15 protein-coding genes and 2 pseudogenes are annotated in these 16,660 nt (G+C 37.7%); 3 read left to right on the top strand and 14 right to left on the bottom strand.

Annotated elements, in window-relative coordinates; genetic code table 11:
* Positions 1-251: 251 nt before the first annotated feature.
* Positions 252-1,538, bottom strand: coding sequence for a Xaa-Pro peptidase family protein (locus NIT04_RS08345; RefSeq protein WP_252503081.1), 1,287 nt, complete (start codon positions 1,536-1,538; stop codon positions 252-254).
* Positions 1,539-2,741: 1,203 nt separating this feature from the next.
* On the opposite strand from NIT04_RS08345, the pseudogene NIT04_RS08335 reads away from it, so the two are divergent.
* Positions 2,742-2,966 (top strand): annotated as a pseudogene (locus NIT04_RS08335) (IS3 family transposase); the annotation flags it as partial.
* A 192-nt stretch (positions 2,967-3,158) separates the two neighbouring features.
* On the opposite strand, the gene NIT04_RS08330 reads toward NIT04_RS08335, so the two are convergent.
* Positions 3,159-4,019, bottom strand: a complete 861-nt coding sequence (locus tag NIT04_RS08330) for a LysR family transcriptional regulator (RefSeq protein ID WP_252503080.1) — start codon at positions 4,017-4,019, stop codon at positions 3,159-3,161.
* A 514-nt stretch (positions 4,020-4,533) separates the two neighbouring features.
* Positions 4,534-5,487: a VWA domain-containing protein gene (locus NIT04_RS08325; protein WP_252503079.1), complete on the bottom strand. Its 954-nt coding sequence runs from the start codon at positions 5,485-5,487 to the stop codon at positions 4,534-4,536.
* Positions 5,488-5,632: 145 nt separating this feature from the next.
* On the opposite strand from NIT04_RS08325, the gene istA reads away from it, so the two are divergent.
* Both istA and istB read left to right on the top strand, forming a co-directional pair.
* Entirely contained in the window at positions 5,633-7,183 is a 1,551-nt protein-coding gene (istA, locus tag NIT04_RS08320; RefSeq protein ID WP_252503078.1) for an IS21 family transposase, read from the top strand.
* Positions 7,180-7,935 (top strand): IS21-like element helper ATPase IstB, encoded by a 756-nt coding sequence (gene istB / locus NIT04_RS08315; RefSeq protein WP_252503077.1) that lies wholly within the window; start codon positions 7,180-7,182, stop codon positions 7,933-7,935. The genes istA and istB overlap by 4 nt, the downstream gene beginning before the upstream one ends.
* Before the next feature lie 327 nt (positions 7,936-8,262).
* Here istB and NIT04_RS08310 read toward each other — a convergent pair whose 3' ends face one another.
* The 11 genes and pseudogenes from NIT04_RS08310 to NIT04_RS08260 form a co-directional block, all read right to left on the bottom strand.
* The gene (locus NIT04_RS08310; RefSeq protein WP_252503076.1) at positions 8,263-8,436 is read right to left on the bottom strand and encodes a hypothetical protein; all 174 of its coding nucleotides are present in this window, start codon (positions 8,434-8,436) and stop codon (positions 8,263-8,265) included.
* Between the two features lie 33 nt (positions 8,437-8,469).
* A complete protein-coding gene (locus tag NIT04_RS08305) occupies positions 8,470-8,760 on the bottom strand; it encodes a hypothetical protein (RefSeq protein ID WP_252503075.1) in 291 nt (96 codons plus the stop codon).
* A gap of 209 nt (positions 8,761-8,969) precedes the next feature.
* A complete protein-coding gene (locus NIT04_RS08300) occupies positions 8,970-9,290 on the bottom strand; it encodes a hypothetical protein (protein ID WP_252503074.1) in 321 nt (106 codons plus the stop codon).
* Positions 9,291-9,461: 171 nt separating this feature from the next.
* Positions 9,462-9,760 (bottom strand): annotated as a pseudogene (locus NIT04_RS08295) (AAA family ATPase).
* 14 nt (positions 9,761-9,774) lie between these two features.
* Positions 9,775-9,966 carry a hypothetical protein gene (locus tag NIT04_RS08290; protein WP_252503073.1) on the bottom strand — a complete coding sequence of 64 codons (192 nt, stop codon included), beginning with the start codon at positions 9,964-9,966 and terminating at the stop codon, positions 9,775-9,777.
* Between the two features lie 564 nt (positions 9,967-10,530).
* Positions 10,531-11,247 (bottom strand): arylamine N-acetyltransferase, encoded by a 717-nt coding sequence (locus tag NIT04_RS08285; RefSeq protein ID WP_252503072.1) that lies wholly within the window; start codon positions 11,245-11,247, stop codon positions 10,531-10,533.
* A complete protein-coding gene (locus NIT04_RS08280; RefSeq protein ID WP_252503071.1) occupies positions 11,244-12,506 on the bottom strand; it encodes a hypothetical protein in 1,263 nt (420 codons plus the stop codon). The genes NIT04_RS08285 and NIT04_RS08280 overlap by 4 nt, the downstream gene beginning before the upstream one ends.
* 4 nt (positions 12,507-12,510) lie before the next feature.
* Positions 12,511-13,851 (bottom strand): TldD/PmbA family protein, encoded by a 1,341-nt coding sequence (locus tag NIT04_RS08275; protein WP_252503070.1) that lies wholly within the window; start codon positions 13,849-13,851, stop codon positions 12,511-12,513.
* Between the two features lie 78 nt (positions 13,852-13,929).
* Positions 13,930-14,661: an SDR family NAD(P)-dependent oxidoreductase gene (locus NIT04_RS08270; protein WP_252503069.1), complete on the bottom strand. Its 732-nt coding sequence runs from the start codon at positions 14,659-14,661 to the stop codon at positions 13,930-13,932.
* Complete coding sequence (locus NIT04_RS08265) at positions 14,658-15,401, bottom strand: phytanoyl-CoA dioxygenase family protein (RefSeq protein ID WP_252503068.1); 744 nt, start codon at positions 15,399-15,401, stop codon at positions 14,658-14,660. The genes NIT04_RS08270 and NIT04_RS08265 overlap by 4 nt, the downstream gene beginning before the upstream one ends.
* Positions 15,402-16,658, bottom strand: coding sequence for an MFS transporter (locus tag NIT04_RS08260; RefSeq protein WP_252503067.1), 1,257 nt, complete (start codon positions 16,656-16,658; stop codon positions 15,402-15,404).
* Positions 16,659-16,660 lie beyond the last annotated feature (2 nt).

Below are 16,660 nucleotides of genomic sequence, written 5' to 3'. Positions count from 1 at the left end.
TGTCACTTTTTAACTATGTGTGATTATCCTTCGTTAACAACCAATAGGCAATATTCAGAAATTAATTTCGACAAAAGTTCCTTGTGTCCATACAATTATTACAATAGAAGAAGCATTCTTCATCTGTTCATAAACAGCATTGCAACAGTTAAAGAAATATGTGACCTCTTTGTCACCTGCGAGAACGTCAATCTGGTTACAATCTCGCTAATTAACCGAGATAATGGCGTCCTTGTCCAAATATCAGTACCTTAGGCTTTAATCCGAATCGAATCAAGTGGGGTATGACAACTGAGGTTCTCGAATCCATCGTCTGTGACAAGATAGCAATTTCCTATGTTGCCTCCCGACACCATCGGATCAAGCCATTGAGCATGTAATACAAAAACCATTCCAGGTTCCGCAATATCTGTGTTGTGGGACGTAATGTTGAACTTAGGATTACCAGGCATGCCCACGGAATGGCCCATATTGGGATTATGGGGACCAGTTACAGCTGGATAAACGTGTTTAAGCTTCCGTCCGTCACGTTCATAATCCCTATTCTGAATATGCTGTATTGGAATTATTCTAGCAGATAAATCATCATGAGGAGCCCAATTATAGGGCATCGTGGCCGTCGTATCGTCTTCAAGGTATCCGTGCTCCAAGTATACCGAAAATGCGGCCTTATGAAGGTCACAAAAGCGTACACCAGGACGAATGAGTGCCTCTGCTCGACGCACAGCCTCTGCACACACCTCGAGAGTTTCCTCTTGCTTCGTAGTAATTTCGCCTACGGCAATCATCCGAGCAGTCTGAGCCGTGTACCCGTGGTATGGCAAAGCAGACATATATAAGTTAATAAGATCACCAGAAACCACCTTATGCCCGTACGGCTTTCCACAGTGGGTACCAAATCTATTAATCCCTATTTGATAGCCATCCCCGCTTTCTCCACCTCGAGCCATCTGTGCAAACGTGACAGCCGCATAAATCTCAAAATCCGTAACGCCAGGCATAGTCACGTGACATGCGGCTTGGAATCCGATGTCCATCAGCTGGGCAGAAGCTCGAATCTGATCCTGTTCGTTTTTCGACCGGATTTTCTGCATATCGGTAATGATTTGAGTCTCATCCACAATTCTTAACTTAGGCAGCTTTGTTCGAAGCCCCTCCCAACACTCAGTGGACGAACGATCTCCAATCACACCTATGCTCGCTGAATGATAGACTAAATCTTCCAAAATCTCAGAGATGGCTTCTACCAGTTGAACTTCAGACGTACCCGTACGCCCCGAAAACTCCTGACCGAGCGCTCCAACCTGCCAAAGCTTTTCAATACCCACCGGTTCACCAGGCGGTGGAATAAGTACCGCTTGGGTAAAGAAGGAGACCAAGTGAAGGCCTTTACTGCTATCCGTAGGAATGATCAACACCCCCTCGCGAGCCCAATCACACGCATATCTTAAAAACGTGTTTGTCGTTGAAAAAAAACCTGCGCCGCCTGCATGTATAATAAGAACATCGTGACCCTGGTCTGCTGCTGCTTGACGCATACGCTCAATCCTCCCGTGATATTCCTCCGGTGGTATTGCCTTCGGTGGTTCAAATGTAAAATTAGGCTCAAAGCCTTTCAATAACTTTTCGAAATTTATGGATGACATTATTCGTTACAACTCCTTTATTTATTATATATAGCTTTCATCCTTGTCCATCTCCAGATTAGTATTACGACTATGACCACGTCGACACCGGTAGAAGAACCTTAACATCTAGAAAGCAAAAGAAACACAGCTAACAACAAATCAACAACAGACATAGCAATCTTTTTTCAAATCAGTTTTTTTCATTATTTATCTCTAGATAGAACAATGAATTGGTATTACTTCCTAAACTTCGAATGAGCAACGATTATCCAGATGTCAGGTTAAAATTTTCGCCAACAAAATCTGATTTAAATCCACCTTAATTTTTTAGTAATCATTGATCAGCGCTACCAATTGGCGAATTTCAGCTTTCACCACCTCCTCGTCTTCTTCTGGAACAACGTTGGTATTTAAATCAACCAAAATCAAATCTACAACCAAACTAGATGATTTTATTCCCAAGAACATTGAAATGAATATCATTTAATGAATGGCTATACGTGTACAGTGCCTGCAACACACCCTTCATCGCCACGGTAGCGTCTAACCTCATGTAAGCATTGAGACAGGCAGATTTCCCTAGGCTCAATTTCATGGCGCGATAAATTGTTATGGCAATTCATAACATTAAGTTAATTATATGACAAGTTTTAGATATAAACTAATATCTATTAAGTATAGATAACAATAACTTTTGGGAATACCTAAATCCCCTGCACATTGAACTGCCCCCAATTGTTAAACACCATTTAACAATTGGAGATACGGTTTACTTAACTAGGAGAGAAAGCTCATATAAATTAGATAATCCCTTGAAGTAACCAAGGCTATGGTGCATGAATGGGTGTCTAGTACAATTGCGTGAATACTTTCGTTAATTCCTATACAACTTACACGCAACAATTTAAACTGGATGTACTAAACTCCATAACTGAACATGAACATCCGGCGTCGAAACGGCTGCTACTTTCAATATTTCCAGCCCCTCTACAGTAAGGACTTGGAATAGACAGGTGGTAGCATACGAAATAGACTCCCTTCAGTCAAAGAAAAAAGGCGTCCATCTGTGAAAAAAGAGACGAATAAACTAACGAAACAACCTCCCACTGAAGGATCAGTCGAAGCATAGTAAACAGCTGGAACTGTTACGATAATTCCGTAATGAAAAACTTCTTTGGGATTATGAAGTCAGAATTCTTCTATTTGAAGGTGGACGAACTACAGAGATATATTGAGTACTATAATAACAGACGGATTAAGACAAAATTAAAAGGTATGAGTCAAATGGTACTCATACCCAAACCGTTGCCTAATAAAATAACCGTTTCTAATTTTTAGGGGTCACATTACAAGCTCACGGGTGGTTTGTATCGTTCTTAGACATTGCATTTTTAACAAGAGTATTTTAGCAAGAACCTTACGATATCCTGAATGATCTGTATCATAAATCATCGGATAAACAACACAGTAAATACTCAATAGGATTAGCGAATACCGGATAAAACCAAAAAATTCAGGTTACATTTTTGATCATAAGTCCAATCCTTTGATAAAATTAACAAATGCTTGAACTATATTCTTTTCGAGCGTCTCATTGTAATAAAACATCCATGTTTCTCTTAAAATAGTCTTTCCTTCTTTATCCTTAATGTTTATTTTTTTCAAATTTTTATCGTTAGCTAATATTAGTTTTGGGACTATCGCATATCCCAAACCATTGATAAGCATTTCCCTACAAGTATCTACATTGTCCACTTTCATCCCAATAAGAGGTGGTTTAGAATAGTTTTCTGTCCACCAGCTGTCCAATACCGCTTTAAAGTTGTTTTCCTTTTGATAATCTATTCGTGACAGATCCGGAAGATTTTCCACGTTAATATCCCCTATAGATGCTATACATATAGGCTCCTCAAATAATAAATGCCTTTGACCTGGCCAGTTATAATTTCCCCGAACAAATGCAATATGTACTTCTCGATTATAAACTAAATTATAAATTTCCTGGGTTGAGCCAGTAATAACCTGATATTCTACATTTGGATTTTCCACTTTAAATTTTTTTAAAATATGTGGAAGCTTGTATTTCGTAGAATAATTGGATAAACCTATTCTTAAGGTCTCAGTAGTTTGATTGCCCATACTCTTCAACCCGTCTCTAATATTCTGAATACTAGAGAGAATATCATTTGCTGATTTTGCAAGAAATTCCCCCTGAGGTGTAAAATGAACCCCCCTTCTTCCTCTACGTGCAATAGTCACTCCGAATTCTATTTCGATTCGATGCAGTCGCTTTGTAATAGATGGTTGAGAAACAAATAATTCCTGAGCCGTTTTCGTGATGTTTTTATGTTCGAAAAGAACCTGCAACACTAGCCAATCATAATCCTCCATTGCTCTCCCCCTCCCCTAATTCAATTAAGTGGTCGTTTGTGGAACACTAACTATTCAGACATGATTACAATTTGTATAACAAGTATAGCACTTATGATTCTAAGACCTATGGTTTTAATAGTTGATAATTCCAAAGGTATGTAATAGTAAATGCATTTTGCTCTTATAAATCAACATTATAAATGAAGGATTTTTAATATAATCAATGTACGGCTAGGATATCTATTACACTAATTCGTTTAGAACCTAATGAATCTTCAAGATGCAAAGTCTTGTAATGTATCCCAATTGCTCTAATAACGCCTTGGTTTCAACTATCAAACCATCCTTCAAAGTTGGATAAGCGTCTCGCTCCTACCCTAATATGCATTACTCAACTCTTCTTGGATAACCGTCAAATCCCATTCCAATATAGAGGGCGTTGCATCACTGGGCAACTCAATAATACCTATCATTTGAAACAGAAAAAGCCGACCCCATAAGGAATCAGCTTCTCATTTGAATTCAAATTTTACTACAAAGTGAACGCTTTAAAACTTACCTCGTCATTTAGATCTGTTAGTAAAATCATTTCATCTGAAAACCTCCGAACTGTATCGGTGTTGCTCCCCAAAACAAGAGATAGTACATTAAATTCCGCTTCATTCTTCTTCTGAATAAATGAATTAATAAACGATTCCTTTAGACTATCCTCCCCGTCAGTGATAAAGATAAGGTCTGCTTTTTTAAATTTACTATCTTCGATGATTAAAACTGCTTTGGTTAACGGCAGATTGAAATTAGTGCCACCACTTAAAAAATTCTGGGCTAAGTCAATCATCGCATCACTATTTATCTTTCCCTTTTCATAGACTTTAACGATTGTACGAGTTGAAAACAAGATCAGGCAAAAATCCCTTTTCTGTTTCTTCGTAATGGATATAAGTGCAAGCGCAAATCCTTTAGATTGGGAATCAAGTTTACGCATGCTTCCAGATTGATCAAGGCAGAGAACGATTGGCCCTTTGCCAATTGTATCTTTCCCACTTCGTTCATACATCATTGTTTGTTTCTCAGCAAACCGCCGCAAGAAGTCAGTTTTGGTTGCAGGATGTCTGTACATTCCCAGTTCCATCGGCAATAACCTTTCAATAACATCTCCTGTTATCACACCTTTTCTCTCGGTGCCTGTAGTGTGTTTCGACTTCTGTTTTTTGATTGCTATCTGTTTGAAACGCCCAGCCCATTCAGCGATTTCCAAAAATCGTTTGTCAGAAGCAATTTTTTCAGCCAATGATATTTGGTCACGAAGGGGCACCTTCTTCAATTCAGCTTCACCGCTCCCTGAAACAACGCCACCTACCAAAGTCATAAGGTTGGCTTTCACTTGTCTGGTTTCTTGTGCAGCTTGCCACATTTGCTCAGAGAAGCTGTGGCTATTATTTTTGAGTGTTTGCTGTATCTGACCGTCTAATCTGATTACGGCCAACGGAATGTACCACCTCTGCCATCTTTTTTACCACCGGATGACAACAAATGTACCAGCAAACGTCACGCGTTTACCACTACATACCTTTGTATAATTAATGGGCACACCAACAGGTGTGACATTGTTTATACGGAGGTATTTTTTTATGATTCATTATCGAAAGATACTGGAGCTACACGATGAGGGAATTAGTCTTAGAGGCATTGCCGCAAGCACGGGCAATTCTCGTCAAAAGGTGACAGAGATACTGGCGATTGCAGAAAAGAAAGGATTGGTCTGTCCGCTGGAGGAAGAAATGACGGATCGTTGGATTGAGGAATTCCTCTTTCCCGAGAAGACGTTGGAGGCTTCTGGACGACAACCATTAAATTTCGACTATATCCATGAAGAGTTAGCCAAACCTAATGTGACGCTTTCACTCCTTCACCATGAGTATGAAGCGGAATGCCGATTGAAAAATAAGATCCCATACTCTTATCGTAGTTTTTTGCGTCACTATAGTAGATATGCAGATAAGTACAAAGCTACGTTGCGCATTCGCAGAAAACCGGGAGAAATCATGGAAGTCGATTGGGCTGGATCCACAGCCTTTATCATTGACAGGGATACTGGGGAGAAGGTAAAAGCATATGTTTTCGTGGCGACATTGCCTTGTAGCCAACTCTCTTACGCAGAGGCAACCTTATCAATGGATCTGCATTCATGGATAACCGCCCATAACAATGCGTATGCGTATTTTGGAGGCTCTACGCAGATAATAGTGCCGGACAATCTGAAAGCGAGTGTGACTAAACATACATCAAAGGAATTGGTCTTGAATTCAACCTACAGAGAAATGGCAGACCATTATAATACTGTGGTGATGCCTGCCCGGGTTCGATCTCCTAAGGACAAGTCTAGTGTTGAGGGAGCCGTTGGTGCCATCTCCACATGGATTATTGCAGCTTTACGAAATACGCACTGCTTTAGTATCGATGAGTTAAACGAAGAAGTATGGAGGAAGTTGGAGGAATTCAATCGACGCCCCTTTACCCGCAAAAAAGGGTCTCGTCTGTCGGCATTTGAGGAAGAGGAGAAATTTGCGCTTTCTCCTCTCCCATCCACGCCATATAAAATATCTGTATGGAAAACGGCTAAGGTACGCCCTGACTATCACATATCCGTCGAAAGCATGTTTTATTCCGTTCCATATGAATATATAAACCGCGATGTTGAAGTTAGGCTTTCAGACAGCCTCATTGAGATTTATTTTAATCATATGCGGGTCGCTACTCATAAACGATTATATGGGAAGTACGGTCAGTTATCCACCGTTCGCGACCATATGCCAGATAATCATAAGCTATACGTTGATCAAACTCCAGAAGCTGCAATTGAGTGGGCTGAAAACATAGGAACGTCCACCTTGAAAGTGGTTCGATATATCTTGGATGCATCGACCAATGAAAAACAAGGATTACAATCCATATTCTCATTGAAAAAATCGGAGCGTAGCTATACGAAATATGAAATAGAACGTGCGTGTAAGATGATCGCTTCCATGACAAATAGACCTACGGTCAAAAGTATTCAAACTATCCTCAAGAACAATAAAAAGAATGATGCCGAGCAGGAATTGAAACGTAAGACAGAAATCAGCAAGAATAACTATGGCTTCACACGTGGAGCTTCATATTACGGGGGTAAAGATAAATGATGAACGAACAGACGCTATCCAAATTACACGAAATGAAGTTAAGCGGAATGGCAGAAGCCTACCAGGAACAGGCAAGAAATAAAGACTTCCAGAAGATGAGTTTTGAAGACCGTTTTTCAATTCTAGTCGATCTGGAACATTCTCGACGTAAAAGCAATAAGCTTCAACGCTTGATCAAAACAGCAACCTTTTTAAACCCTAGTGCTAGTATTGAAGACATAGAATACCACGAGGATCGAAAACTGGATAAAGACTTAATCTTAAAGCTCGCCAGCGGCGCCTATATTCTCGACAGCCATAATATCATATTGAAGGGACCCACCGGGTCCGGGAAGTCTTATTTGGCCAGTGCATTCGGCATATCTGCCTGCCGTCAATTTCACACAGTTAAATACATTCGTCTACCGGAGTTACTTGATGAATTGTCACTTGCCAAATTAGCAGCGGATGGGAGCTATCGCAAATTAATTAAGAAATATACGAATGTCGATCTTCTTATCTTAGATGAATGGTTACTGACCGAATTAACGACAGATGAGGCCTCAATTCTACTTGAAATCACTGAAGCTCGCCATAAGGCAGCTTCAACTATCTTCTGTTCACAGATTGACCCTAGCGGATGGCATTTAAAATTGGGGAATGAAACGATTGCGGAGGCAATTTTAGAGCGTATTATCCATGACTCCTATCAGATTCTCATAGATGGAGATGTTTCAATGCGAGAACGCCATGGGTTAGGCGTGGAAGGTTGATATGGTTGTCCTAACAAAAAAGAGCCTTCGAAAAATGGAGGAGAACTATTACTGGTCTGGTTACAAAAGTTGGTACCCCTTCCCGGAAGAGCTGAAGATGAAACTCTTGGAGGTCTATGGAGAAGAACCTTTTCCTTACAGCTATTCTGATCAGGATATATAGGAAGGCAGCAGAAAAATAATCATAGAGTACTTTGAGTACAAAAATAAATAAATGATCGAAGCCAAGCCCCTACAATTCAGTAATTCTGTAGGGGTTTTTAATTCATTGGTAAACAACTTGACACTCTGTGGTAAATTCTTTGGCGTTGAGTGGTAAAAAAGATGTCACGAGTGGTAAAATCGGGTGGCCGTAATCACTAATCCAGCTATTGCCTGTGAAAGATCGGCTTGCAGCTGCTCATTTCCATTTCCGACCCCTTCCTGCTGTTCCTGTTTTTCAAGTTGCCTTTGCATCGCTTGGATTTCATGCAACTGTTTTCGAAGTTCGCTATCCTGCATCTTTTGGTCAGCTATCCATTGATTCGTCTTCTCTCAAAATTTCACGGTGCCAATGGCTGACGATAAATCATCTAATCGGGTAAAGTTACGATAGTTTTCGAATGATTCATCCGCCATGATTCTCTCCATCAATGCTTTATTGACTTTGAGATCGCCAGCAACCTCCTCTTCGGTGATTTCCGGATTCATCTTATATAAGGAGGCCCATATGTCAGCCAGTAGAGTTTCGAATGTCGGCAACTCCCCTTCATCCCTTACCTTCTGTATTCCTTTGGACATAATATAAATCTCATTGAAACGTCTTTTATCGAATGCGTCAGTCACATTGAACACTTCCCTTCAGCTATTTAAAAGATGCCGAAGGATTACCCTCGACATCTAAAATCTTGATAGACTTCCAATCAGGAGTTATTCAAAAATCCATCAGCTCTAGGATGCTATCCAATATCTCCTGCTGCATGGATTTTATTTGGTTCATCACTGGCTCGATGTCAGTTTCTCGGCTCTGATTATGTTTTGAGAGTTTATTCAAATCAGCTACCAAAGCTTTCAGTTTCTGAGTGGTTTCCATTCCAGCATGAATAATTATCTTTCATCATGAAATTAAACACTTCCTCCGCTTCATTTTGAATGAATTCAATAGCCCTCGTCACTACATCTTGGGCATGACTACGGACAATCAGGGATACTGTATCTTTCTGATCGACTGTCTCCCAAAGTGCATTTTCAAGGATTACAATATCATCAATCTTTACAACTTGTCGCTGATTGATCAATGCCTTCGCTTGTAAGACACTTAACGACCGCTTGAAACGCCTATCCGAAGGACGAATACCTTCATCCCTTAATTCCATGCGGATTTTGGACAGGGTATCTTAAATTTCATCAGGAATAGCTACCATGTCAGTGAAGAACTGTAGTTGCACCAATTCTTCCATTGTCATGGACGGCATATGCTGATGTTGTCCATCACCCTTCATCATGGAAATAAAATTCGTGTCATCCGCAATATAGTCAATTTCAAATCACAATAGGAATCTGTCGAATAGAGCTTCCAGTCCTTCCCCCTCTTCCGGATACTCATTCGAGGCACCTATGACGGACATTAACGGAACCTTGACGGGCGAACCATTATTGTAGAAGAGCCTTTCATTAGGGTCAACAGACTGTTCAGAATAGCACTGTTAGCTTTGAAGATTTCATCTAGGAAAACGAGATTCGCCTCTGGCATTTTCCTGGCTGTATTACGCTTGTACACGCGCAGTCCTAGGTCCTTTAGTGATAACGGACCGAATACTTCTTCGGGTGTACTGAACCTGGTCAGTAGCCATTAGAAGTTTACGTTCCTTGCACAATCTTTGCGCATTCTACTGATAATGCAGATCTTTCGGTACCGGCAGGGCCAATCATCAACATGTGCTGCCGAGACAATTTGTCGATCAATATTGCCTCCACTTCATTTTCTCTTTCGAAGAACTTTGCGTTCAACGTGTTTTTGATTTGCTCTAGCTTTGAAAAGTTATTCGTCATTGATAATCCATCCCTTCATCTCTTCTTTTAAAATGAAAAAGGAAGCAGAATTGATTTTCCAATCCAAGCTTCCGTTTATTAATCCATGCTCATTTATAACATGTTGGTAAAACAAGTAATTCAAGGCAGATAACCCTAATCAGGAGCTGATAGAGATGATTCGATCCACCGTCGAGAAGTTTGATGCAACTATGGCTACCGTCTGGTCCGACTGAGTCTAAGGAATATATGCATCCGAGTGAACTACAATAACGTTCAGAGCCTTATGACGAAACTTGGTTTATAGGGAAAGAAGTTCATGCTGACATCACGCCGCTATAGCTCCTACAAAGGAACGGTCGATTACCGTGGGAAAGAATCGTCTTAACTACCGTTTCTACACGAATATTGCCCATCAAAGGCTGACGACTGACATTAGGGAATTTAGTGCGCGGAAGGCTATAAACTTTACCTCAGTCCTATTATGGATATTTATAACGGCGAGATCCACTCACACAGCAACAGTATGCATCCGACTATAATGATCTTCGCTACCAAATTGTTTTCTAGTTCATTTTTACTTACTCATTGACCCAATCGAAAAAACTTTTCTCTATATTCCTGAAATTTTTTTTCCGAAATCTGATATACTTGATGCTTTTTATAACGATTATAAATGTCTAATCTAGTCTCTTGTAATAAAATAAAACAATCTTGGTTAAGCCAACGATTAATTAAAATATGCTCTTTGAAATAACTATGTTCATTTAAAATATCTATACTTTTACTATAAAAAGCATCATCAGTTAAATACTTACCGTCCCAAATTTTCACTAAACTTTCATTGCGTACTAGGTGAAAGTTAGAGTCCACCTTTCTCCACTCCACCTCAATATTCGGAAATTTAACTTTCCAACTTTTATTTAAAGGCTGAGGTTTAAAAAGGGGGGACCAATAGGCAACATCGAGATAAAAACGCTGATCATTCCAATTTAATACTACTCCACAATGATTAGGCTCCAAAAAAATATATTTAACATCGTAACCTAGATATGATAATACATTCTTAAGAATATAGTGATGAGAAAAACAAGTTCCACTGTAGCGTGTTTTTACAAATTTATAAAAATGTTCTTCAAAGTCTTGATCCATTAACTGTTTTACTTCTAAGTTTCGCGTAACCGTTTCGAATGGATATGCAATCTGATGATGTAATAATATTTTTGAAATGTCTTTTAGAGAACCGTCATATTTTAACGGTTCGGTCATCCCTTTTATGTAAAAATTAATTAATGATTTCATAGAATCCTTACCCCTCTCTCAGTTAATGTAAAGAAATCCTTTTTAATTTTCAAACATGGAGACCCAACTGTAAATTGATCTGGGAAACTATAAAAAATTTCATCCCCTACTTTGTCAATGTGTTGCAATAGTGAAACAATATTCCCTTCTATACGTAAAGAAGGATATACCTGTACATACCTTCCATTACTTTTTAATAATCCATGGCATACAATAAAGAAATCAAAGGATTTAGTTATCTTTAGAACAGCTGCTTGGTCCAATAATATTAAACTATTATCATCATCAAACGATTCACTATTATTATTGGGGATTATTTCAACATTTTGCAGTTCATTCATGCAAGATACTCTAGCTTCATTTGATACTACACCTTTAATAATAACTGGAAAGACTTTAGTAACCTCACCATCGTCTGTAAAATACCGACCTGTATTTCCATAATTCAGATGAGGGTTATTTATAATATCTAGTGAACTACTTATTTTAATATCTTCTTTGATGATTTTTTTAACCAGTGCTGGATATGCTTTTTTAATTATTTTACTTACCAGTTGTCCTTGAAAAATTACATTTATCTCAGTTGGAAGACTATCGGGATATTCATTGTTAATTAAAAAGTTATAAGAATTAATTCGTCGAATCAATGTTTGAAGCTTTGTCTCAAAGTCGTTATACATATTTACAATTTCAAAAATAGGCACATGTAATACCTCATTTTGAACGCGAACATGCAAATTAAGAAGAAAAAAGATCATGTTCTTTTTTTCCGTGTTAAGTATACTATCTTTTGAATGGATGAATGTCCTTGTTTCAACCTGCTTTTCAATCAACATTTGACTAAAGTCGAATTGAACCCCTTTGGTATATTCAGATAATCTGTACAACCAATTTAGCAATTGCTCTAACGTTATTTGTTCAATGGAGGCATCAAAGTGATCTGTATATATTTTCTCTTCTAGCTCAGATTCTGATGGGCGAATCTCATCAATATTTTCAGACTCAAGTAACTGTTTCTCTAATAAAGAACGGAATGTCTTTGCATTCGGACTATTTAATTGAAATGAAATCCTGCTATTCTGTAAATTTCCACAAAAACTAATTTGAATATTTTCATGAATATGAATGAATTTTGTTACCCCCTCACGGAGCCCCGCGCTCGTACGGTCAATCGAGCGACCAAAAATAAAAAAATTATCCAGCTTATAAGACTCTGCAATTTGATAGAGTTCCATAGTAAGGTCCATTAGTTTTCGCATTATATCACCTTATAGTTAAAAAATTGTATCGAACAGTCGGCTGTCCAATACTCACCGGTATTCTTCCACTTTTTGCACCACAAAATTGTTTGCTTAATTTAAGATCATTTCCAACCAGATTTAGATTCTCTAGAGTCTCTAAGGCGTTTCCCATGACTATTTGATTTGTAATTGGGTCCTTAATACGGCCATTTTCGATTAGAAAGGCTTCTTTTATACCTGCCTGATACTTTCCTGTAGCTACATCAATTGCGCCTTCAGTTAATTCTTTTATATAGACGCCTTTCACTATTCCTTCAAACAGGAAATCAAAATCATGTTCCCCAGGCAATAGGTAGGTATTTGACATTCTTGCTGTAGGAGGATATCGATATGATTCCCTTCTAGCTGCCCCGTTTGCAAGTATTTGGCTAAGACTTCCGTTGAAACGATCACAAAGATAGTTTCTTAAAACACCATTTTGTATCAACACATTATTTGACGTAGGGTTTCCTTCATCATCATATAAACTACTCCCCCACTCTTTTTTATATAAGGGATTATCTACAATAGTTATAGTTTCTGGGGCTATTTTCATATTCAATTTATCTTTTAATACAGAATGTCCATTTACTACTGCCTGTAGTTCCAGAGGGTGTCCACATATCTCATGAAGCAAAATGCCTCCTGTCCCACTGCCTACTACAGCTGGATAAGACCCTGGAGGTAGAGTTACTTTCTTTGCAGAATTAATCGTTTGATAATGAATGGCTTTTTCTATTGTATCGAGTATTGTTGCTACCTCTACATTGGTACTGGATACACCTGACATACTATGACTTAGTTTTTGCTGCGAATCAAAAATAGTTGAATGGATCCGTGTATATGCATGTTCTTTAGACCTGAAGTTATTATCCGCATTCAAAATTTCAACACCTTTAAACTCTTGAATTGTTCTTAAACGAACTCTTGGTATTATAGATTGATTGTAATATAATTGCGACGCCTGCTCCAGTAAGGGTATAGTACGAGGTACCCTATCTGCATCATGTGGTCTATCGTAATTTCGAGCAAAATACTGATAGATGTGTTGTTGTTCAATTGATCTTACACGATCCTTAACTATGGATTTTATGACACGAAAAATTTCATTGATATCAAAATCATTAAAAGCTAGGTAAATATAGTGATCAGAGAAAAAAACACGAATTCCAACACCTTCTTCAATAATGCGATGTTCCGTGCTTACACTTGCAGTATCATAAGTTGATACAACACGTTCTGTATTTTCGATATATACTTCTACACCACTTGCTTTGTGGAATAGTGCGTAGTCAATAATTTCATTGGCAAATTCGTTACTCATTTGTTTTACCTCTTTCATAGAGAAAAAAGAGTTCTACGAATTTAATTACGCGAACTCTTTAACATATATTTAGCATAATTAAATGCGGTCTGGGTTGACATTCCAAAGAGACGTCTCTTTTAGAAAAACATGGTCAGGAAGGTTTTTCATAAAGTAAACAACATTCGCAACATCCTCATCCTTCATTATAGTGTCCCAATTATTTACTTTTAGGCCAGATTTACGAGACATTTCAGTTTGAACTGTATCTAGTGATAATAAACTAACTCTCACACCAATACTTCTTACTTCCTTCATTAATGACTCTGTAAAACCTGACAGACCAAATTTTGATGCTGAATATGCACTACAAAAACTGTAGCCTTCTTCCCCAGCGCCAGAGGATATATTAATAATATCTCCAGATCTTTTCTGAATAAAAAATGGTAAAAGTTCTTTTGTGACATAATATGTGCCTAATAAATTTACTTTAATTGTTTCTTCCCAACGGTTAACGTCCAGATTCCTCATAAGTCCAAAATGTCCTACACTTGCATTATTAATCAGAGCAGTTATGTTCGTAATTCGTTTAGTTAAATCATTAATTATTTCTTTGATAATATTGTAATCTGATATATCACATGTATACGTATAAACAATTACTTTATATAATTCTTCAAAACGTTTTTTAATACCTTTAAGCTCTTTTTCACTTCTAGCGATTAAAGCAAGGTCGTATCCCTCTTTTGCAAATTTTTCCGCAATCGCTAACCCTATTCCCCTTGATGCCCCAGTTACAACAATTGTCCCTTTCATACAATCCCTTTTCATACAATCCCCCCCAAAATCGAGAGTGTTGCTTTATCTTTTTGTTTCCTTACGGAAGGTGATAAATGAATTTTTCGTTTGCTAGATGCTACGCAGTAAAAATTATGAATACAACGTCTTCTTAGATCTGTTTTATTTTGAGTGCCAGCGTGCCATAGATGTGCATTAAAGATTAATACTGAACCTGCTTTCCCCGTTATTTGAACCTCCTGATTCGTAATTTTAGACAATTCATAAACTGAAGGCGTATCCAATACATGAGTACCGGGGATTAGTTTTGTTGCACCATTCTCATTTGTAAAGTTATCTAACATCCAAATCGAATTAACTGCGTACGCAACATTGTTATCCTTACGTGGACCCCAATCTGAATGATAAATTTGCTCACCTTTTCCTTTATAGACATCACGGACGTTTAACAAATTTAAATAAAATGGTTGTTGTAAAATACTATAAGTAGCTGCTAAGATTTTGGGGTGTGTAAAGATTTGATCGAAAATAGCATCCTTATTATATAGTGCAGCTAATCGTTTTATTCCTTCTTCTTGTATATACTCTTTCCCAGCTTCTTTACCTTCCTGTTCAAAAAGACGATCAATTACTTGATTCATCGTTTCAATCGTTTTTGAATCCAACAAATTTTCAAGTAATACATACCCATCAATTCTTAATTGCTCTCTCTCTGTTGATGTTAGTAATTCTTCATGTACACATAAGTTTTTTAATGTTTCATCAAAATTCATTTAGATCATCCTCTCCTTTGCATGAGTAGCTGTACTTAAGCCAAATATAAAAAAGATAACAAAAAAACCAATCAATAGATGGAAGCTACCTGTAAATACTGGAACGTATTCTAAACCCCAGTTATCAATAATTAAACCTGCAATTAAACCACTAAGTTGGATCATCCCTGTTGAGATAGTATTCAATAAATTAAAGGTTCTCCCCCTGATTTCCTCAGGCACTTTCGTTTGAACTACCCATCTCTCAAAAGGTATAGTGAGCGATAACATAGTTGAAAAAATTACAAGTAACAGCAAGGCAAGCAAGTAACTTTTATTAAAACCAAATAAAATCCAACTTAAAGCATTCACTATATAGATGTATCCATAAAACCATATCTTTTTAAATTGAAAATTCACCTTGACTATCCAATAACCTACAATAACAGATACAATTCCTTCAATGAGGAACATTATACTTAAACTGAAAGAATCTGTATGGTAAATATTTTTTACGAATTGTTGCAAGACTAAGTGGAATGTCCCTGCAACTAAGCCACCCGACAGTCCTAAAATAAATATTAATTTGACCCAACCATTTTTAAAGGATTCTACAAAACCGTATTTGAAATCCTCAATGAAATTCTTTTTGGCAATCTGCACTGGGGTTGTATTTAAAGTCATTTGACTAACTAAAATAGCAGCTATTATAAAACTAATACTTTGAATAACCCAAACAAAGTTCATGCCTCCAATACCTAATAACACACCGCCTAGAGTTAAACCAAGCAAACGCATTACATTTAAAATGGTAAAACTAATGGCAATTGCTCGATTTAAATCTTCTGTAGCTACTATTTTTGAAATGATTGACTGTCTTGCAGCAAATGAGTATGAACCACATAAGCCAATAATAAAACGCAAAAGAAAATACGTGGTCCAAGCGCTCCAACCATCTAAAAACGGTATGAAGATAAACCCTAATGACAATCCTGCTCGTAAGATATCAATATATATAAGGCCTTTTTTATAATCGAAGCGGTCAATTAAAACACCCGCAATCAATCCGAAAAGTAATGGCGCTAATCCGCTAAGAGCCCATAGAATCCCTAGTTGAATTCCATTATCTGTGATATCAGTAAGAAGAAATAATAAAGCGACAAAGGAGTTCCACGACGCAAAATTGACGAGAACAGACCCTGTTTGTAGCTTTGCAAAATCAGGGTACAACTTAAAAAATGTTATTATTTTATTTTTGTGATCCTTTTTCATCTCCATAT

Origin of the sequence: Sporosarcina sp. Marseille-Q4943 (assembly GCF_943736995.1) — a bacterium.
Classification (GTDB): Bacteria; Bacillota; Bacilli; order Bacillales_A; family Planococcaceae; genus Sporosarcina.
This window is presented reverse-complemented; position numbering and strand designations above follow the sequence as displayed.